The organism is Kosakonia sp. H7A (assembly GCF_003028445.1).
Lineage (GTDB): Bacteria > Pseudomonadota > Gammaproteobacteria > Enterobacterales > Enterobacteriaceae > Kosakonia > Kosakonia radicincitans.
In genome coordinates, this window is record NZ_PYTZ01000002.1 from 889,768 (window position 1) to 909,228 (window position 19,461).

21 protein-coding genes are annotated in these 19,461 nt (G+C 51.8%); 11 read left to right on the plus strand and 10 right to left on the minus strand.

What is annotated here, in order from left to right:
- Positions 1-43: 43 nt before the first annotated feature.
- The gene (adhE, locus tag CWM66_RS12205) at positions 44-2,728 is read right to left on the minus strand and encodes a bifunctional acetaldehyde-CoA/alcohol dehydrogenase (RefSeq protein ID WP_035885505.1); all 2,685 of its coding nucleotides are present in this window, start codon (positions 2,726-2,728) and stop codon (positions 44-46) included.
- A 477-nt stretch (positions 2,729-3,205) separates the two neighbouring features.
- Here adhE and CWM66_RS12210 point away from each other — a divergent pair, with 477 nt between their 5' ends.
- A complete protein-coding gene (locus tag CWM66_RS12210) occupies positions 3,206-3,850 on the plus strand; it encodes a YchE family NAAT transporter (protein WP_007371895.1) in 645 nt (214 codons plus the stop codon).
- Between the two features lie 365 nt (positions 3,851-4,215).
- On the opposite strand, the gene CWM66_RS28770 is transcribed toward CWM66_RS12210, so the two are convergent.
- The gene (locus CWM66_RS28770) at positions 4,216-4,452 is read right to left on the minus strand and encodes a hypothetical protein (protein WP_007371896.1); all 237 of its coding nucleotides are present in this window, start codon (positions 4,450-4,452) and stop codon (positions 4,216-4,218) included.
- A gap of 225 nt (positions 4,453-4,677) precedes the next feature.
- On the opposite strand from CWM66_RS28770, the gene oppA reads away from it, so the two are divergent.
- From oppA to oppF, 5 genes are all read left to right on the plus strand, one after another.
- A complete protein-coding gene (gene oppA / locus CWM66_RS12215) occupies positions 4,678-6,309 on the plus strand; it encodes an oligopeptide ABC transporter substrate-binding protein OppA (RefSeq protein ID WP_007371897.1) in 1,632 nt (543 codons plus the stop codon).
- Positions 6,310-6,444: 135 nt separating this feature from the next.
- Positions 6,445-7,365 carry an oligopeptide ABC transporter permease OppB gene (gene oppB / locus CWM66_RS12220; RefSeq protein WP_007371898.1) on the plus strand — a complete coding sequence of 307 codons (921 nt, stop codon included), beginning with the start codon at positions 6,445-6,447 and terminating at the stop codon, positions 7,363-7,365.
- Between the two features lie 14 nt (positions 7,366-7,379).
- Positions 7,380-8,288 (plus strand): oligopeptide ABC transporter permease OppC, encoded by a 909-nt coding sequence (gene oppC / locus CWM66_RS12225; protein ID WP_007371899.1) that lies wholly within the window; start codon positions 7,380-7,382, stop codon positions 8,286-8,288.
- An 11-nt stretch (positions 8,289-8,299) separates the two neighbouring features.
- Positions 8,300-9,313, plus strand: a complete 1,014-nt coding sequence (locus tag CWM66_RS12230) for an ABC transporter ATP-binding protein (protein ID WP_007371900.1) — start codon at positions 8,300-8,302, stop codon at positions 9,311-9,313.
- The gene (oppF, locus tag CWM66_RS12235; RefSeq protein ID WP_007371901.1) at positions 9,310-10,314 is read left to right on the plus strand and encodes a murein tripeptide/oligopeptide ABC transporter ATP-binding protein OppF; all 1,005 of its coding nucleotides are present in this window, start codon (positions 9,310-9,312) and stop codon (positions 10,312-10,314) included. Before CWM66_RS12230 ends, oppF begins: the two co-directional genes overlap by 4 nt.
- A 54-nt stretch (positions 10,315-10,368) precedes the next feature.
- Here the strand turns inward: oppF and CWM66_RS12240 are convergent, their stop codons facing one another.
- Positions 10,369-10,698, minus strand: coding sequence for an HI1450 family dsDNA-mimic protein (locus CWM66_RS12240; RefSeq protein ID WP_007371902.1), 330 nt, complete (start codon positions 10,696-10,698; stop codon positions 10,369-10,371).
- 31 nt (positions 10,699-10,729) lie between these two features.
- On the minus strand, positions 10,730-12,190 hold the full coding sequence (cls, locus tag CWM66_RS12245; RefSeq protein WP_079517843.1) for a cardiolipin synthase: 1,461 nt from the start codon (positions 12,188-12,190) through the stop codon (positions 10,730-10,732).
- 139 nt (positions 12,191-12,329) lie between these two features.
- Here cls and CWM66_RS28775 point away from each other — a divergent pair, with 139 nt between their 5' ends.
- The 3 genes from CWM66_RS28775 (at position 12,330) to CWM66_RS12255 (ending at position 13,548) form a co-directional block, all read left to right on the plus strand.
- A complete protein-coding gene (locus tag CWM66_RS28775; RefSeq protein WP_017457170.1) occupies positions 12,330-12,503 on the plus strand; it encodes a YciY family protein in 174 nt (57 codons plus the stop codon).
- A 66-nt stretch (positions 12,504-12,569) separates the two neighbouring features.
- On the plus strand, positions 12,570-13,190 hold the full coding sequence (locus tag CWM66_RS12250; RefSeq protein WP_007371905.1) for a LysE family translocator: 621 nt from the start codon (positions 12,570-12,572) through the stop codon (positions 13,188-13,190).
- A gap of 19 nt (positions 13,191-13,209) precedes the next feature.
- Complete coding sequence (locus CWM66_RS12255) at positions 13,210-13,548, plus strand: SMR family transporter (RefSeq protein ID WP_107146705.1); 339 nt, start codon at positions 13,210-13,212, stop codon at positions 13,546-13,548.
- Positions 13,549-13,593: 45 nt separating this feature from the next.
- Here CWM66_RS12255 and CWM66_RS12260 read toward each other — a convergent pair whose 3' ends face one another.
- Complete coding sequence (locus tag CWM66_RS12260) at positions 13,594-13,890, minus strand: YciI family protein (RefSeq protein WP_007371907.1); 297 nt, start codon at positions 13,888-13,890, stop codon at positions 13,594-13,596.
- A 217-nt stretch (positions 13,891-14,107) separates the two neighbouring features.
- Between CWM66_RS12260 and tonB the strand changes: the two genes are divergently transcribed.
- Positions 14,108-14,833 (plus strand): TonB system transport protein TonB, encoded by a 726-nt coding sequence (gene tonB, locus CWM66_RS12265; protein WP_035885515.1) that lies wholly within the window; start codon positions 14,108-14,110, stop codon positions 14,831-14,833.
- A 27-nt stretch (positions 14,834-14,860) separates the two neighbouring features.
- Here tonB and yciA read toward each other — a convergent pair whose 3' ends face one another.
- The 4 genes from yciA to CWM66_RS12285 all read right to left on the minus strand — a co-directional run bounded on the left by yciA (position 14,861) and on the right by CWM66_RS12285 (position 17,124).
- Positions 14,861-15,262: an acyl-CoA thioester hydrolase YciA gene (gene yciA, locus CWM66_RS12270; protein ID WP_007371909.1), complete on the minus strand. Its 402-nt coding sequence runs from the start codon at positions 15,260-15,262 to the stop codon at positions 14,861-14,863.
- 98 nt (positions 15,263-15,360) lie between these two features.
- Complete coding sequence (locus CWM66_RS12275; protein ID WP_007371910.1) at positions 15,361-15,903, minus strand: septation protein A; 543 nt, start codon at positions 15,901-15,903, stop codon at positions 15,361-15,363.
- Positions 15,904-15,954: 51 nt separating this feature from the next.
- On the minus strand, positions 15,955-16,695 hold the full coding sequence (locus tag CWM66_RS12280; RefSeq protein WP_035885517.1) for a YciC family protein: 741 nt from the start codon (positions 16,693-16,695) through the stop codon (positions 15,955-15,957).
- Between the two features lie 24 nt (positions 16,696-16,719).
- Positions 16,720-17,124 (minus strand): YkgJ family cysteine cluster protein, encoded by a 405-nt coding sequence (locus CWM66_RS12285; protein ID WP_071532002.1) that lies wholly within the window; start codon positions 17,122-17,124, stop codon positions 16,720-16,722.
- A gap of 279 nt (positions 17,125-17,403) precedes the next feature.
- Here CWM66_RS12285 and ompW point away from each other — a divergent pair, with 279 nt between their 5' ends.
- Complete coding sequence (gene ompW / locus CWM66_RS12290; protein ID WP_072439824.1) at positions 17,404-18,039, plus strand: outer membrane protein OmpW; 636 nt, start codon at positions 17,404-17,406, stop codon at positions 18,037-18,039.
- 112 nt (positions 18,040-18,151) lie between these two features.
- On the opposite strand, the gene CWM66_RS12295 is transcribed toward ompW, so the two are convergent.
- Positions 18,152-19,456, minus strand: a complete 1,305-nt coding sequence (locus CWM66_RS12295) for a chloride channel protein (protein WP_090397587.1) — start codon at positions 19,454-19,456, stop codon at positions 18,152-18,154.
- Positions 19,457-19,461 lie beyond the last annotated feature (5 nt).

A 19,461-nucleotide genomic window follows, 5' to 3' on the forward strand; every position in this document is an offset into this window, starting at 1 on the left:
TAAAAAAACCCGCCGAAGCGGGTTTTTTTATTAGCAGAGATAATTAAGCGGTTTTCTTCGCTTTTTTATCTGCTTTTACAGCCGGTACTACCACTTCAACTTTCGCTGATGTCGTATCACCTTCTTTGAACTCACGACCATAGAACGTATCCAGCAGGATTTGTTTCAGTTCGGAGATCAGCGGGTAACGTGGGTTAGCACCGGTGCACTGGTCATCAAATGCATCTTCGGACAGTTTATCCACGTTCGCAAGGAAGTCTGCTTCCTGCACGCCAGCTTCACGGATAGATTTCGGAATACCCAGTTCAGCTTTCATGCTTTCCAGCCATGCCAGCAGTTTTTCAATTTTCGCTGCGGTACGGTCGCCAGGAGCACTCAGACCCAGGTGATCGGCGATCTCTGCATAGCGACGACGCGCCTGCGGACGATCGTACTGGCTGAAAGCCGTCTGCTTGGTCGGGTTGTCATTCGCGTTGTAGCGGATAACGTTACAGATCAGCAGGGCGTTAGCCAGTCCGTGCGGAATGTGGAACTGCGAGCCCAGTTTGTGCGCCATGGAGTGACACACGCCGAGGAAGGCGTTTGCAAACGCGATACCGGCGATGGTCGCTGCACTGTGAACACGTTCACGCGCTACTGGGTTTTTCGAGCCTTCGTTGTAAGACGCTGGCAGGTTTTCTTTCAACAGTTTCAGCGCTTGCAGCGCCTGACCATCGGAGAACTCAGAAGCCAGTACAGAAACATAAGCTTCCAGTGCGTGCGTCACTGCGTCCAGACCACCGAAAGCACACAGCGATTTCGGCATTTCCATTACGAGGTTGGCGTCGACAATTGCCATATCCGGAGTCAGTGCATAATCCGCCAGCGGGTATTTCTGACCGGTTGCATCATCGGTCACTACGGCAAACGGCGTCACTTCAGAACCGGTACCGGAAGTCGTGGTGATAGCGACCATTTTCGCTTTCACGCCCATTTTCGGGAACTTGTAGATACGTTTACGGATGTCCATAAAGCGCAGTGCCAGCTCTTCGAAATGGGTTTCCGGGTGTTCATACATAACCCACATGATTTTCGCGGCGTCCATCGGGGAACCACCACCAAGCGCGATGATGATGTCCGGTTTGAAGGAGTTCGCCAGTTCCGCACCTTTACGCACGATGGTCAGTGTCGGGTCAGCTTCAACTTCGAAGAACACTTCAGTTTCCACGCCAGCAGCTTTCAGCACAGAGGTGATCTGGTCTGCGTAGCCATTATTGAAGAGGAAACGGTCGGTCACGATAAGCGCGCGTTTGTGACCATCAGTAATCACTTCATCCAGCGCAATTGGCAGTGAGCCACGGCGGAAGTAGATAGATTTCGGAAGTTTATGCCACAACATGTTTTCAGCTCGCTTAGCAACGGTTTTCTTGTTGATCAGGTGTTTCGGACCAACGTTTTCGGAGATGGAGTTACCACCCCAGGAACCACAACCCAGAGTCAGGGAAGGCGCGAGTTTAAAGTTATACAGGTCACCGATACCACCCTGTGATGCCGGGGTGTTGATCAGGATACGTGCGGTTTTCATCTTCTGACCGAAGAAGGCAACACGATCCGGCTGGTTATCCTGGTCGGTATACAGGCAGGAGGTATGACCGATACCACCCATGGCGACCAGTTTCTCCGCTTTTTCTACCGCGTCTTCGAAGTCTTTCGCACGGTACATTGCCAGCGTCGGGGAGAGTTTTTCATGTGCAAAAGGTTCACTTTCATCAACTACTTTCACTTCACCAATCAGGATTTTGGTTGTAGCCGGAACGGTGAAGCCAGCAAGCTCAGCAATTTTATAGGCTGGCTGACCAACGATAGCGGCGTTCAGCGCGCCATTTTTCAGGATAATGTCCTGAACGGCTTTCAGCTCTTTACCCTGCAACATGTAGCCGCCATGGCTGGCGAAACGTTCGCGAACGGCGTCATACGCAGAATCGACAACAACGACAGATTGTTCAGATGCGCAGATTACGCCGTTATCGAAGGTTTTGGACATCAATACGGATGCGACAGCACGTTTGATATCGGCAGTTTCGTCGATAACAACCGGGGTGTTACCAGCGCCTACACCAATTGCTGGTTTACCGGAACTGTACGCCGCTTTAACCATACCCGGGCCACCGGTGGCCAGAATCAGGTTAATGTCAGGGTGGTGCATCAGCGCGTTGGATAACTCAACAGATGGTTGGTCAATCCAGCCGATCAAATCTTTCGGCGCGCCAGCGGCAATCGCAGCTTGCAGAACGATGTCTGCGGCTTTGTTAGTGGCATCTTTAGCGCGCGGATGTGGAGAGAAGATAATCGCGTTACGGGTCTTCAGGCTAATCAGCGATTTGAAGATAGCAGTAGAGGTTGGGTTCGTGGTTGGAACGATACCACAAATGATGCCGATAGGTTCCGCGATGGTGATGGTGCCGAAGGTATCATCTTCAGACAGCACACCACAGGTTTTCTCATCTTTATAGGCGTTGTAGATATACTCAGAAGCGAAGTGGTTTTTAATCACTTTATCTTCGACGATACCCATACCGGATTCGGCAACGGCCATTTTAGCGAGAGGGATTCGAGCATCTGCGGCTGCCAGGGCGGCGGCACGGAAGATTTTATCTACTTGCTCTTGAGTAAAGTTGGCATATTCACGCTGGGCTTTCTTCACGCGTTCAACGAGTGCGTTAAGTTCAGCGACATTAGTAACAGCCATAATGCTCTCCTGATAATGTTAAACTCTTTTAGTAAACCAGCTGTCCAGGGTGAAATTATAGACAGGCCGGGTGCAGGTTGCATAAAGTTCAGAAAAACAAAAACTTAACGCCAACCCAATACTACTGGTTTACTGAAAGAGCCTTAACAGAAAAGTCGCATTTATTGACGATTTTGCTCTCTTTTCGTGGCTTCAAGATTACCCACTTCTGAGTAAGTAATGCGTGATCTGTGTCAAGTTTCAGCGAAGCTGACACCTTTCAGCAGGCCGTTTTTGGGCGTTTGTATCAAATGTTAATGGCATTTGGCCTGGCGCGCCGTAAGATTATCACAATTACAACAACTGAGTAACGCACTGTATTGCATGATTTTTCTGCAAATCTTAATGAACGTCGGTATGAAAACGCGTATCTTCTGCATGGATTTTCCTGCCACGCCGATATAGTTGATATAGGGTGACATTACGGAGCTTACAGCGGTGCAAACATTGATAGATTTACCTCTTTATTTTAAATTTTTTATTGGCCTTTTTGCGCTGGTGAACCCGGTCGGCATCATTCCGGTTTTTATCAGCATGACCAGTTATCAGATGGTTGGGGCGCGAAATAAAACCAACCTTACAGCAAACGTCTCAGTGGCCATTATCCTCTGGACTTCTTTATTTCTCGGTAATGGCATTTTGCAGTTATTCGGCATCTCGATTGATTCGTTCCGCATTGCTGGCGGCATTCTGGTTGTCACCATAGCTATGTCGATGATCAGCGGCAAACTCGGCGAGGATAAACAGAATAAACAAGAGAAGTCAGAAACCGCGATTCGCGAAAGTATCGGCGTGGTGCCGCTGGCATTACCTTTGATGGCGGGGCCTGGTGCCATCAGTTCCACGATTGTGTGGGGGACGCGCTATCACAACCTGGTGCATTTAATCGGTTTTACTGTGGCAATTGCACTATTTGCTTTCTGTTCGTGGGGATTGTTCCGCATCGCGCCATGGTTAGTGCGTTTACTGGGTCAAACCGGCATCAACGTTATCACCCGTATTATGGGGTTATTACTGATGGCGCTGGGCATTGAGTTTATTGTCGGCGGTATAAGATCCTTGTTCCCCGGCCTGCTGAACTGATTCACCTTTTTACTAAGTACGGCTGAGCTTGTTATCTCTTCCTTTATATAACAGGTAAATTCAGCCGCTACGAACCCGCCTGAGAAAGTCAAAAATTAGTAAAAGATATGAAGAATGCGCAAAGCGGCGCGAAATATAACAATTTACACTCATCAGAAAATCTGTTCTCAATCAGTGAATTATAAGTAATGTGAATCGATCCTGCGCGTATTTCGCGCAATTGAAGCTGTTATTTCTTTCACACCATACTATTGGGCTTGCCGTGACATAATTGAAATGATATTAGTACTTTCAGACTTCCTGCAGATGAATGTGCTAAAAAGTAGTCAATTGTTGATTATTTGTGCAAAATAATGTGGCGTCTGCTAAAAAGCATTACATGGCGGTAATGCTCTCTTATCTTCTTGATTTAAAGAGATAAAAAACTCAGAGGGAGGCTGTGCACGCAGCGCTTCATGGCTGATGCTGTGTCGCAAAAGAGAAATGGTTAACAAATTTGCAAATTGTATTGGCGGCAGTGTGAGGCATTTGATATTTTCCGCCCTTATATTTAGCTCCTTATAATTTGCAAGATAAACAATATAGATGAGAATCGTTTTCATATAACGACCATCGCCAGAATCAGAACTGCCTCGACAGGGGAGGTGGTTTCCCGAATCGACGTAAGATTGCCGTTTGAGCGATCCGTAATAAAAAAGTCGGTGATAGCAGCAGTAAAAAAAGATGTCTGATAGCGCCAAAAAGCTCCTGCGCTCTTCAGGCCCCCACAGGGGATGAAACACGCTGACGTCAACGTCAGTAATTATAATGAGTGGAGTATCAACACAATGTCCATCATCACAAAGAAAAGTCTGGTAGCAGCAGGAGTTCTGGCTGCGCTAATTACCGGCAACGCGGCAATGGCTGCCGACGTTCCGGCAGGTGTTCAACTGGCGGATAATCAGACGCTGGTCCGTAATAATGGTTCTGAAGTGCAATCTCTCGACCCGCATAAAATTGAAGGGGTTCCTGAATCCAACGTCAGCCGCGATCTGTTCGAAGGTCTGCTGATCTCTGATGTTGAAGGCCACCCGACCGCCGGTGTCGCAGAGAAGTGGGAAAACAAAGATTTTAAAGTCTGGACCTTCCATCTGCGCAAAAACGCAAAATGGTCCGACGGTACGCCGGTAACGGCGCAAGATTTCGTCTACAGCTGGCAGCGTCTGGCGGATCCGAAAACGGCTTCTCCGTATGCGAGCTACCTGCAATACGGTCATATCGCTAACATCGACGACATTATCGCCGGTAAAAAACCCGTCACCGATCTCGGCGTAAAAGCTATCGATGACAACACGTTTGAAGTGACGCTTAGCGAGCCGGTTCCTTATTTCTATAAACTGCTGGTTCACCCATCAGTTTCTGCTGTGCCTAAAGCCGCTATTGAGAAATACGGTGAAAAATGGACTCAGCCAGCCAACATCGTCACCAACGGTGCTTACAAACTGAAAGACTGGGTGGTCAACGAACGTATCGTTCTTGAGCGTAACACCAACTATTGGGATAACGCTAAAACAGTTATCAACCAGGTTACCTACCTGCCGATCTCTTCTGAAGTGACAGACGTTAACCGCTATCGCAGCGGTGAAATCGACATGACTTACAACAACATGCCGATTGAACTGTTCCAGAAGCTGAAAAAAGAGATTCCTAAAGAAGTACACGTCGATCCGTACCTGTGTACTTACTACTACGAAATTAACAACCAAAAAGCGCCATTCACTGACGTTCGTGTTCGTACCGCCCTGAAACTGGCGCTGGACCGCGACATTATCGTCAATAAAGTGAAAAACCAGGGCGATCTGCCGGCATACAGCTACACGCCGCCGTATACCGATGGTGCAAAACTGACTGAACCAGCCTGGTTCAAAATGACCCAGGAACAGCGTAACGCCGAAGCGAAAAAACTGCTGGCCGAAGCAGGTTATACTGCGGATAAACCGCTCTCCTTCAGCCTGCTGTACAACACGTCTGACCTGCATAAGAAACTGGCGATTGCCGTGGCTTCCATCTGGAAGAAAAACCTTGGCGCTAACGTAACGCTGGAAAACCAGGAGTGGAAAACCTTCCTCGACACGCGTCATCAGGGCACCTTTGATGTGGCACGCGCAGGCTGGTGTGCGGACTACAACGAGCCGACCTCCTTCCTGAATACTATGCTGTCCGACAGCTCTAACAACACCGCGCACTATAAGAGCCCGGCGTTTGATAAGCTGATTGGTGACACGCTGAAAGTCACTGACGAAGCGCAGCGTACTGAGCTTTACTCCAAAGCTGAACAGCAGCTGGATAAAGACTCGGCGATCGTTCCGGTGTACTACTACGTGAACGCCCGTCTGGTGAAAACCTGGGTTGGCGGCTACACCGGTAAAGACCCGATGGATAATATCTACGTTAAAAACTTGTATATTATCAAGCATTAATGGCAATGAGTGGGGCAGGGTGACCTGCCCCACAGTGTCTTATTTTTTTCGCAACAGAATACACATCATGCACGGACGGCTAAATTGCTGTCTTGAAGCGAATGTGTAAAAGGCACAGGCCAGAAGGTACGGGCAATGTTGAAATTTATCCTACGTCGCTGTCTTGAAGCGATCCCAACGCTTTTCATCCTTATCACGATTTCGTTCTTTATGATGCGTCTCGCGCCGGGCAGTCCTTTTACCGGTGAACGCGCGCTTGCGCCGGAAGTGATGGCGAATATTGAAGCGAAATACCATTTAAACGATCCGATCACTACGCAGTATTTCAGCTATCTGAAACAGTTGGCGCATTTCGATTTCGGACCGTCATTTAAATACAAAGACTACACCGTAAACGATCTGGTTGCGGCCAGCTTCCCGGTTTCAGCGAAATTAGGGGCGGCAGCCTTTATTCTTGCGATTGTCTTTGGCGTTACCGCAGGCGTTGTTGCTGCGTTAAACCAGAACACGAAGTGGGATTACACGGTGATGGGGCTGGCAATGACCGGGGTAGTGATCCCCAGTTTTGTTGTCGCACCGTTATTAGTGATGATCTTCGCCATTATATTGAAATGGCTGCCAGCCGGTGGCTGGAATGGCGGTGCACTGAAATTCATGATCCTGCCGATGGTTGCGCTCTCTCTGGCCTATATTGCCAGTATCGCCCGTATTACGCGCGGTTCAATGATTGAGGTATTACACTCAAACTTTATTCGTACAGCCCGCGCGAAAGGTTTGCCGATGCGCCGTATTATCTTCCGCCATGCGCTGAAACCTGCGCTGCTGCCGGTACTCTCTTACATGGGGCCTGCGTTTGTCGGCATTATTACCGGTTCAATGGTTATCGAGACCATTTATGGTCTGCCGGGTATCGGCCAGCTGTTTGTGAACGGCGCGCTGAACCGTGACTATTCGCTGGTACTGAGCCTGACTATCCTTGTGGGGGCGCTGACCATTATCTTTAACGCGATCGTTGATGTGCTGTATGCCGTTATCGATCCGAAGATCCGTTATTAATACTGGAGTTCGCCATGATGTTAAGTAAGAAAAACAGCGAGGCGCTGGAAAACTTCAGTGAGAAACTCGAAGTCGAAGGACGTAGTCTGTGGCAGGATGCGCGTCGCCGCTTTATGCATAACCGCGCGGCGGTTGCCAGCCTGGTTGTGCTGTTGCTGATCGCATTGTTTGTGACGCTGGCGCCAATGGTTTCACAATTTACCTATTTCGATACCGACTGGGGCATGATGTCGAGCCAGCCGGATATGGAGTCCGGTCACTATTTTGGTACTGACTCCTCCGGGCGCGATCTGCTGGTGCGTGTGGCGATCGGCGGACGTATCTCGCTGATGGTCGGTATTGCTGCGGCGCTGGTGGCGGTCGTGGTCGGTACGCTTTACGGATCGCTTTCCGGCTACCTCGGCGGCAAAACCGATTCCGTCATGATGCGTCTGCTGGAAATCCTCAACTCCTTCCCGTTTATGTTCTTCGTTATCCTGCTGGTGACCTTCTTTGGGCAAAATATCCTGCTCATTTTTGTGGCGATCGGTATGGTCTCCTGGCTGGATATGGCGCGTATCGTTCGCGGTCAGACCTTAAGCCTGAAGCGTAAAGAGTTTATCGAAGCGGCGCAGGTTGGTGGTGTTTCTACGGCGAATATCGTGGTGCGTCACATCGTACCGAACGTGCTGGGCGTGGTGGTGGTGTACGCGTCGCTGCTGGTACCGAGCATGATCCTGTTCGAATCCTTCCTCAGCTTCCTGGGGCTGGGTACGCAGGAGCCGCTGAGCAGTTGGGGCGCGTTGTTAAGCGATGGCGCCAACTCGATGGAAGTGTCTCCGTGGCTGCTGCTGTTTCCGGCAGGTTTCCTCGTTGTCACTCTGTTCTGTTTTAACTTTATCGGCGATGGCCTGCGTGATGCCCTCGACCCGAAAGATCGTTAAGGAGTGCTGTCATGAGCATTACTGAAACCTCATTAGCGTCCACGACGCGGCAGCAATCGGACCTTCTGCTGGATGTCAAAGATTTGCGGGTCACCTTCCAGACGCCGGATGGCGATGTTACGGCGGTCAACGATCTCAATTTCTCGCTGCGTGCGGGTGAAACACTGGGTATCGTTGGTGAGTCCGGCTCCGGCAAATCGCAGACTGCATTTGCGCTGATGGGGCTGCTGGCGGCTAACGGTCGCATTGGCGGTTCTGCGACGTTTAACGGTAAAGAGATCCTCAATTTGCCGGAACAGGCGTTGAACAAACTGCGCGCCGAACAGATCTCCATGATTTTCCAGGATCCAATGACCTCGTTGAACCCGTATATGCGGGTTGGCGAGCAGTTAATGGAAGTCCTGATGTTGCATAAAGGCATAGGCAAAGCGGAAGCGTTTGAAGAATCCGTTAAAATGCTCGATGCGGTGAAAATGCCGGAAGCGCGTAAGCGCATGCGTATGTATCCGCATGAGTTTTCCGGTGGTATGCGTCAGCGTGTGATGATCGCGATGGCGTTGCTGTGCCGGCCGAAACTGCTGATTGCCGACGAGCCGACCACCGCGCTGGATGTGACCGTACAGGCGCAGATCATGACTTTGCTGAATGAACTGAAACGTGAATTCAACACCGCGATTATCATGATCACCCATGACCTCGGCGTGGTTGCCGGGATTTGCGATAAAGTGCTGGTGATGTATGCCGGGCGCACCATGGAATATGGCAACGCGCGCGATGTGTTCTACCATCCGTCTCATCCTTACTCTATCGGTCTGTTAAGTGCTGTACCGCGTCTGGACGCTGAAGGTGAAGCGCTGTTGACCATTCCGGGCAATCCGCCGAACTTGCTGCGTCTGCCGAAAGGCTGTCCGTTCCAGCCTCGCTGCCCGCATGCGATGGAAATCTGTAACAGTGCTCCACCGCTGGAGCAGTTTGCCCCGGGCCGCCTGCGCGCCTGCTTTAAGTCGGTAGAGGAACTGGTATGAACGCGATGACCGAAGAGAGAAAAGTGCTGCTGGAAATCGCCGATCTGAAGGTGCATTTCGATATCAAAGACGGCAAACAGTGGTTCTGGCAACCGGCAAAAACCCTGAAAGCAGTCGATGGCGTCACCCTGCGTCTGTACGAAGGGGAAACCCTCGGCGTGGTCGGTGAGTCCGGCTGCGGTAAATCGACCTTTGCCCGTGCCATTATCGGGCTGGTAAAAGCTACCGACGGTAAAGTCGCCTGGCTGGGTAAAGATCTGCTGGGCATGAAACCGGAAGAGTGGCGCGATGTGCGCAGCGATATCCAGATGATCTTCCAGGATCCGCTGGCGTCGCTGAACCCGCGTATGACTATCGGGGAAATCATTGCCGAGCCGTTGCGCACCTATCACCCGAAAATGTCGCGTCAGGAAGTGCGCGATCGCGTGAAAACGATGATGATGAAGGTCGGTTTGTTGCCGAACCTGATCAACCGCTACCCGCATGAGTTTTCCGGCGGTCAGTGTCAGCGTATTGGTATTGCCCGCGCGCTGATTCTTGAACCCAAGCTGATTATCTGCGATGAGCCGGTATCCGCACTGGATGTGTCGATTCAGGCGCAGGTGGTGAACCTGCTGCAACAACTGCAACGTGAAATGGGGCTGTCACTGATCTTTATCGCCCATGACCTGGCCGTTGTGAAGCACATCTCCGATCGCGTGCTGGTGATGTACCTCGGGCACGCCGTTGAGTTAGGTACTTACGATGAGGTGTATCAGAACCCGCTACATCCGTACACCAAAGCGCTGATGTCGGCCGTGCCGGTTCCCGATCCGGATCTGGAAAAGAATAAAACTATCCAGTTGCTGGAAGGGGATTTACCGTCGCCGATTAACCCACCGTCAGGTTGTGTCTTCCGTACCCGTTGTCCGATTGCCGGGCCGGAATGCGCGCAGACGCGTCCGGTACTGGAGGGCAGTTTCCGCCATGCAGTCTCTTGCCTGAAAGTCGACCCGTTATAAGCGATGCATAAAAAAGGGCTGACATTTGTCAGCCCTTTTTACTTCCACGGCAGCTTATTCGCGCCACAGAATATGGCAAAGTTTATGATCTTTCTCACGGCACAGCAAAACGCGCGCGAAGATGTCATTGAGTTCGCCACCGTCGGTGTCTGCCAGCCCGATCACCACTTCAGCAAAGAAATCCGGGTTTAAATCGTAGTCGACATGCTCCGCCCAATCTTCGCCTGGATCAAACAGCTCTGCGCCGCCACGCTCTTCAAATTGCAGGTTGAAAAGAATGATGTCCGCCGGGTCAAGGTTGTCCGCCGCCAGTTCGAGGAAGATGTCATAAGCCTGTTCGAGCGTTTCGTCTTCGGTCAGGCGGTTGTTCAGATCCATTTCCATGATTTACCTCTTCATGTCTGTTGGGCACGTTTTACAGCAACGGACTAAAGAAGTAAAACAGTCGTTCAGCAATCCGGTGCCAGAATGGACGTTTTACCCACAACCGCGCATCAAGTAACCGGGAACGGGAGATATAATCGTCCTGCACCGCCGCCAGATCGCCGCCAAAACCGGCATCATCAATAACCAGCGTGATCTCAAAATTCAGCCATAAACTGCGCATATCAAGGTTCACGGTGCCAATAAGGCTCAATTCGCCGTCAACCAGCACGCTTTTGGTGTGCAACAGGCCACCTTCAAACTGATAAATCTTCACCCCGGCCGCCAGCAACTCAGTGAAAAAGGCGCGGCTGGCCCAACCGACCAGCACCGAGTCGTTTTTGCGCGGCAGAATAATGCTCACATCGACACCGCGCTGCGCCGCCGTGCAAATGGCGTGCAGCAAGTCGTCACTGGGTACGAAATAGGGCGTGGTCATGATCAGGTATTCACGTGAGGCGTAAACGGCGGTCAGTAATGCCTGGTGAATCAAATCTTCGGGAAACCCTGGCCCCGAGGCAATTGTGTGAATCGTGTGCCCGCTGGCTTCTTCAAACGGCATAATATTGGCATCCGGCGGCGGTGGCAGAATGCGCTTGCCGGTCTCAATCTCCCAGTCGCAGGAGTAAACGATGCCCATCGCCGTGGCAACCGGGCCTTCCATTCGCGCCATCAAATCGACCCACTGGCCGACGCCGGCGTCCTGTTTGAAGAAGCGCGGGTCGACCATATTCATGCTGCCGGTGTAAGCAATATAGTTATCGATGAGCACAATCTTGCGGTGCTGGCGTAAATCCATACGACGTAAAAAAACGCGCATCAGATTCACCTTCAGCGCCTCGACCACCTCGATGCCCGCATTGCGCATCATCGCAGCCCAGGGGCTACGGAAGAATGCCACGCTACCCGCAGAGTCGAGTAACAGACGGCAGTGCACGCCGCGTCGTGCTGCGGCCATCAGCGATTCTGCCACCTGATCGGCCATTCCGCCGGGTTGCCAGATGTAGAACACCATCTCAATATTGTGCCTGGCGAGCTGAATATCGCGGATCAGCGCCTGCATCACATCATCGCTGGATGTCAGCAGTTGCAACTGGTTGCCTTTAACGCCCGCGATGCCCTGGCGCCGTTCGCATAATTTAAATAATGAGGAAGCAACGCTGCTGTTTTCCTGTGCGAAGATGCGTTTAAAGTTTTTTAAATCGTTGAGCCATTTGGCGGTAGAAGGCCACATGGCGCGGGCGCGTTCGGCGCGGCGTTTGCCGAGATGCAATTCGCCCAGCGAGAGATAGGCGATAATCCCAACCAGTGGCAGAATATAGATAATTAACAGCCAGGCCATCGCCGATGTTACCGCCCGCCGTTTCATTAAAATACGCAGGGTTACACCAGCAATCAGTAGCCAGTAACCTAAGACGATCAGCCAACTCATTACGGTGTAAAAAGCGGACATAGATAAAAATCCTTTTAAAAACCACATCTCATGAGTTTACGCATCCGCATTCATCTGGCAAATAAAAACGCGGAAAAGCACTGGTCTGGGAAAAACGACGGACTATAATGGCCTCTCTGTTTTGTTCAGAGTTGTAAAAATGAAGCGTAGTCGAACGGAAGTGGGGCGCTGGCGTATGCTTCGGCAGATGAGCCGCCGTAAAGCCCGCTGGCTGGAAGCGCAATCACGCCGCAATATGCGCATCCACGCCATCAGAAAATGCGGCGTAAATCGCCATCGTAATGTGCTGTTGTTCGCCATTTACGATCTTTGATACCCGGGCACCGATAAGGTGCCCGCGGTCGTTTTAGGGCTTTCTTTTATCTACAGGAGAGGCAGCATGTCGGTTCTTGATAGTCTTCTTGCATTCACTTTTGCGGCAACGCTGCTGACGTTAACACCCGGGCTTGATACCGCGCTGATACTGCGTACGGCGGCGGTGGAAGGGCGTAAGCAGGCATTCAAAGCCGCGCTTGGTATCAATACCGGATGCCTGATTTGGGGGGCGATGGTTGCCTTCGGCCTTGGCGCGCTGATTGCGGTTTCTGAACTCGCTTATAACATCCTGAAATATTGCGGCGCCGCTTATCTCTGCTGGCTGGGGCTGAATATGCTGTTACGTCCCCGCGGTTCACTGGCTACAGACAATGGGACGCAAACTAAAGCACAAAACTGGTTTATAAAAGGCATGCTGGGTAATGTGCTGAATCCTAAAGTCGGCATCTTTTACGTCTCTTTTTTGCCGCAATTTATTCCGCACGGGCAGCCGCTGATCGCCTGGACATTCGGCCTGGTCATGATTCATGTTGTGCTGGGCTCCTGCTGGTCAACGGTATTAATTTCGGCGACCCGCCCGCTGTCGTCATTCTTGCGTAAAGAGAGAGTGATACGCTGGATGGATCGCAGTACCGGCATGGTGTTCCTGCTGTTTGCTACCCGCCTTGCCATGAGCAAGCGTTAACGGATATAAGTTGGACAAAATGAATAAAGAAGCGCTTATTTTCCTTGGTATCGCCATTGTTGTTGAAGTGATTGCCACCACCGCTCTGAAATCATCAGACAGCTTTACCCGGCTGCTGCCCAGTATCATTAGCATTGCGGGTTATTGCATCGCGTTCTGGTGCCTGACGATTCCGATGCGCACCATCCCGACGGGAATTATTTACGCCATCTGGTCTGGCGCCGGGATCGTATTGATTGGGATTGTTGGCTGGTTGGTTCACGGTCAGAAACTGGATTTTCCGGCAATGTTGGGGATGGGGTTGATTATTGCCGGTGTGGTTATCATTAATCTTTTTTCCAAAAGTGTTGCTCATTAATCGTTGTAACCAGAAGGACCCGCCATCTTTGGCGGGTCTTAAGTTTTAAAAAACCTTTTTGAACGGCTTAACAATAACGTTCTGGTACACGCCAGCGGCAACATAGGGATCGGCATCCGCCCAGGCTTTTGCCACCTCAAGCGATTCAAACTCTGCAATCACCGTTGAACCGGTAAAACCTGCGGCACCAGGGTCGTTACTGTCCACCGCTGGCATCGGTCCAGCAGTCAGCAAACGGCCTTCGTCACGCAGCAGCTGCAGTCGCGCCAGATGGGCAGGGCGCACGGATAAACGTTTCTCAAGCGAGTCAGCAACATCTTCAGCAAAAATCACATAAAGCACGGGAAGAGCTCCTTACTTATCAGAAAGGCATACCGTATGTGAAAGGGAATGCGACTGCAATGTAAAGATGCACTGACATTAATATGCGTGTAAAAAGTGCGGTTTTTTACCCTATCAGAGAGAAAATAACCAGTGAATGCGATGGCTTGTTGAATATGATTGCTATTTGCATTTAAAATTGAGCCCTGGTTTTTTAACTGACACGATTATGACTTCAATGACCCTTGATTTACCTCGCCGCTTTCCCTGGCCGACGCTGTTGTCCGTCGGTATTCACGGAGCCGTCGTGGCGGGTCTGCTCTATACATCGGTACATCAGGTTGTTGAATTGCCCGCACCCGCACAGCCTATCTCTGTGACGATGGTAACGCCAGCTGAACTCGAACCGCCGCAGGTAGTGCAACCGCCACAACCTGTCGTCGAACCGGAACCAGAACCCGAACCGGAACCGGTAGTGGAGCCGCCGAAAGAAGCCCCGGTAGTGATTGAAAAGCCAAAACCGAAACCTAAGCCGAAGCCAAAACCGAAACCGGAGAAAAAGGTCGAGCAGCCGAAGCCGGAGGTGAAACCGGCACAGTCGCGTCCGGCATCACCGTTTAACAACAACGCGCCAGCGCGTCCGGTGGCTAATCCGACACCGTCGGCGTCCTCCACGCCAGCGCCGTCTGTGCCTGCTGGTCCCCGCGCGCTGAGTCGTAACCAGCCGCAATATCCGGCGCGTGCGCAGGCGCTGCGTATTGAAGGTCGTGTGCGGGTGAAATTTGACGTTACGGCCGATGGCCGCGTCGAGAATGTTGAAGTTCTGTCTGCACAACCAGCAAACATGTTCGAACGTGAAGTGAAAGCGGCTATGCGGAAATGGCGCTACGAAGCCGGTAAGCCCGGTTCAGGACTGATAGTTAATGTGGTATTCCGCCTGAATGGCGGGGCGTCAATGGAATAAGAAAAAGCCTCCGTCAGGAGGCTTTTTTTATGACTGTTGCGGTAACGGGCGAGGTTTCCCTTCTTTATCAACCGCGACATAGATAAACAGCGCCTCGGTGGCTTTGTAACGCTGGCCAATGGGCTCAGAAGAGACTTTTTTTACCCACACTTCCATATTGATACTGACGGAAGTATTCCCGCGTTTCACGCAGCGCGCATAGCAGCACACCACGTCGCCGACGGCAACCGGCCGGAGGAAGGTCATGCCATCCACCCGCACGGTGACCACGCGTCCGTGCGCAATCTCTTTTGCCAGGATTGCGCCCCCCATATCCATTTGTGACATCAACCAGCCGCCGAAGATATCTCCGTTAGCATTGGTATCCGCTGGCATTGCTAATGTGCGTAAAACAAGTTCTCCCTGAGGAGTTTCCTGAATGGTGGTCATTATTATCTCTTCTGTGATGAGGGATTTCTGGCGCGATGCTACTACGAATACGGGGTGTTCGGGAAGAAAAAAGCCAGGCGCTGGCCTGGCTTCAGTTTTCAGGAATTATCATCCTGCTGCGGCATATGGCGGTAGATGTAAATACCGCTGAGCACGGTAAACACCAGCGTCAGAATCGTCAGGCCAAACACTTTGAAATTGACCCAAACATCAAACGGCAGCCAGAAAGCAATATAGATATTCGCCAGCCCGCAAACGATAAAGAATAGTGCCCAGGCGATGTTCAGCCGTGACCAGACGGCTGCGGGCAGCGTCAGCTCTTTCCCGAGCATGCTCTGGATCAGGGTTTTCTTCATCACCCACTGGCTGAACAACAGCGCGACGGCAAACAAACCGTAAATCACCGTTACTTTCCACTTAATAAACTCAACGTCGTGGAATTTGATGGTTAATCCGCCAAACACGGCAACCAGCACAAACGTGATTAACGCTACTTTTTCCACTTTGCGGTAACGGATCCAGCAATAAATCAGCACGATGGCTGAGGCGATAATCAATACTTTGGTCGCGGCGAAAATATCGTAAAGTTTGTAAACTGCGAAAAAGAGCGCCAGCGGAAGAAAATCAAGAAACTGCTTCATTCTACGATTCCATAAACAGGGGCAACCCTGAGCGGGCTGCCGGAACAATCATTAGCGCATCAGCATATAGAGGCGGAACAGATAAATAAGCAGCGCCGCCGAGATCAAATTGCTGATTGTATTCGCGATAACTGCGCCTACTTCCGGGGTGAAAACCGCGAAATTGTGCGCGAACATTAACAGAACTGTTTTTGCCAGCAGCCAGCTTATGACCGCCGGAGCTACCAGCCGCATATTGCGCCAGCTCAGACGCATACTGCTGCGCATGGCGGCGAAAATCCCCACTTTATCCTGTACCAGCATGACGGGGGCGAAGGAGAGCAGAATAGCCAGAATCACGCCCGGAACAATGATAAACATGATGCCGATCTGCACCATAAAGGTGGTCAACAGGATCAATAAAAACAGCTTTGGCAGCACCGGCGCGCTGGCACCAATCGCGCGCAGCGCACTGACGCGTTGACCGGCTGAAACCATCTGGATCAGCAGCAAAACGCCGCCTGCCAGAATCGCGTTGCCGATAAGCCCGGAGAAGGTCGATGCTGCCGAGGCGCGCAGCAGCACCTGCTGTTGCTCTGGCGTCATGTTTTGCACCAGTTCAAACAAGCCGACGCTGCCCGCCAGGTTATCCCCTTGCGTTAAAATGGAGAGTTGTTCGTCAGTGGGTGAAAACGCGTGCCCAATGACTGCGGTGATAAATGCGCACAGCAGCGCAATCAGCAAAATGGTAATCAACTGATTACGAAAAAAATTCCCCGTGTCACGGTAAACGGACTTCGCCGTGATAGACATGCACTCTCCTTGAGTATTGCGGTATCAAATTGTCGGCGATTGTACCCCGAATAGTGGCTCAGTGGCAGCATCATGGCTTGTATGGAAAAGCATATCTTTGTAAAGAGGCGCTAATCCGTAACGTGCGCGGGCGCGATCGCAGGCTTCATTCACTTCGCCATTCTCGCCAGACATCGCAAATTCCCGGCAAGGTGATGGTCTTCCTTCATAGATACTGCAACGGGCCGATTCGCCGGGGGTCCCCTCCAGCGCCACGCAGCGGCTCTGTTTCTGATTAGTGCCGCTCATACAGCGTAAAAAGGGGGTTAGTGGCTCTGTAAGTTGAGCCGGGACAGGGCCGCCAGCGTCATCCGCTTCAGCCCAGTAAAAAGAGACACGAAAATACGCACAACATGCTCCGCACGACATGCACGGATTGAGATCGCTCATAGCACACCTGCACTTCACAACGTATCAAGACGAATTGTCAGGCCACTAAATTATCTCTGCGCTTACTGGCGTACAAGATGGCTAAGGTGGAAAATTTTCATGCCTGAAAAAGTGAAAATTGATTTAAATACAAAAATTAAGTGGGTGGCATGAGGATGAAAATTAACTCAGATCAATGAATGTTAAATTATGGGATTAAGTGTGATCTGGGTTGGATCACTTTGTACTCAGTTATGGGTATATTCACGTCGCGATAAAAACCACAATTACGGAGTGGATATGAAAAAATTAGCTGTGGCAGCATTAGTCCTGAGTTCGCTTTCCGGCGGTGCATATGCGCATGACGCGGGCGAATTCTTTATTCGTGCCGGTTCCGCGACTGTCCGTCCAACGGCAGGTTCGGATAATGTTCTGGGTAGTCTTGGTAGTTTTAATGTCAGCAATAACACCCAGTTGGGTGTGACGATGACATGGATGGCAACGGACAATGTGGGTATTGAACTGCTGGCTGCGACGCCGTTCCGCCACCGCGTAGGCACTGGCCCTACGGGCGATATCGCAACCGTGCATCATTTGCCGCCTTCGCTGATGGCGCAGTGGTACTTTGGTGATCCGAAAAGCAAATTCCGTCCGTATATTGGCGCGGGTATCAACTACACCACTTTCTTTGACGAAAAATTTAACGACACCGGTAAAGCAGCCGGGCTTTCCGATCTGAGCCTGAAAGATTCATGGGGCGCGGCAGGGCAAGTAGGGCTGGACTATCTGATCAACCGCAACTGGTTAATCAACATGTCGGTCTGGTATATGGATATTGATACGGATGTGCGTTTCAAGGCCAATGGCGCTCAGCAGAGTGTCAGTACTCGCCTGGATCCGTGGGTATTTATGTTCTCTGCGGGTTATCGTTTTTGAGTCCGGCTGGAAACTGGCCCAGCTTGCGGCCAGTTTCCCCGTTTATCTCTGCGTTCGTGGCTTTTACACCGCCAAATCCATTTAATCACTGCACGGTAATTAGTCGTCGGGATCACTCCACGTAGCGGCAGGTCATATACGCGCCAGACACGCACAAGGTGAGAGGGACAAAAAAGCTGAAGTCCATGCCGGTAAATTCCATCAGCAGGACAATGGCGGTCAGCGGCATCTGCATGGATGACGCCAGAAACGCGGCACCGCCGGTGAGAGCAAATTCTCCCATACTGCCCCCAGGGAAGAAGGGACCGATAAGTAGATACATCAGCGCGCCCAGCAGTGCGCCAATCGCCAGGCCGGGCGTCAGCAGGCCGCCCTCCGCGCCGCCGCGTAGCACCATCCAGATACTCACTACTTTCAGGCCAATCAGCATGGCGGCCAGCGGCAGAGTGACACCGCCGCCAAAACTGAGCTGCACCGGCCCGCGACCGTTGCCCGGCAGTTGCGGAAACCAGATGGAGAACAAACCGAGGCAGGCAAAGGCGAGTAAACAGAATAGCGGCATCTGCCAGTTGCTTTTCACCTGGCCGCGCGCTTGTCGCGTCATGCGGCGAAACTGGCAAGCGGCATAACCGAACAGCGGGCCGGAGAGCGCCGCCCAAACGATTAATGATACAGGTGCGGGTGGCGCAATAAATTGGTACTGACGTTCGTTGCCCAGCACCAGAGAGGCGACAAACGCCGCCAGCGCGGAACTGACCGTTGCGGCAATCACCGCATCCCAGGCGATGGTCACCAGCAACACTTCCAGCGTGAAAATCGCACCGGCCAGCGGGACGTTATAAACCGCAGCCAGCCCGGCTCCTGCACCACAGGCGATCACCATCCGGGTTTCCTGTGCATTGAGGCCGCTACGCCGGGCAATGTTGCCGCCAAACAGCGCGCCCACTTCTCGCGGCGCGCTTTCACGTCCCAGCGGCGAGCCCATCGCCACCGTCACCACCTGTAAAAGGGCATGGCAGATTGTGGTACCCGCTGGCATCTGGCGACCCTTTTCGCCGAGCGCCGCCGTAACGCTTACCCGGGGCTTACCATATCTCGCCAGCAACCACCAGCCGCAGCCGGCAATTGCACCGGCACCGGTCAGTGCGGCAAAACGGCGCAGGTTACTGGCATCGGTAACGCCTTGCAGAAACGGCGCGCCGCCAATCAGTGATTGCTGACTGTAACCAAACACCAGATGCTGGATTTCATGCAGCAGTAGCGCAATTAGCATGCCTGACGCGCCGGAAAGCAGGCCAGTCAGCAGCAGCGCTATCCAGCGCCGCGGCCAGGGGGAAGGTGTGTCACTCATCGATTCACTCTCTGTATAACCAGCGTCACGGTCATTATTCCACAGAAAATATGAACCTTTTAACAATGGGT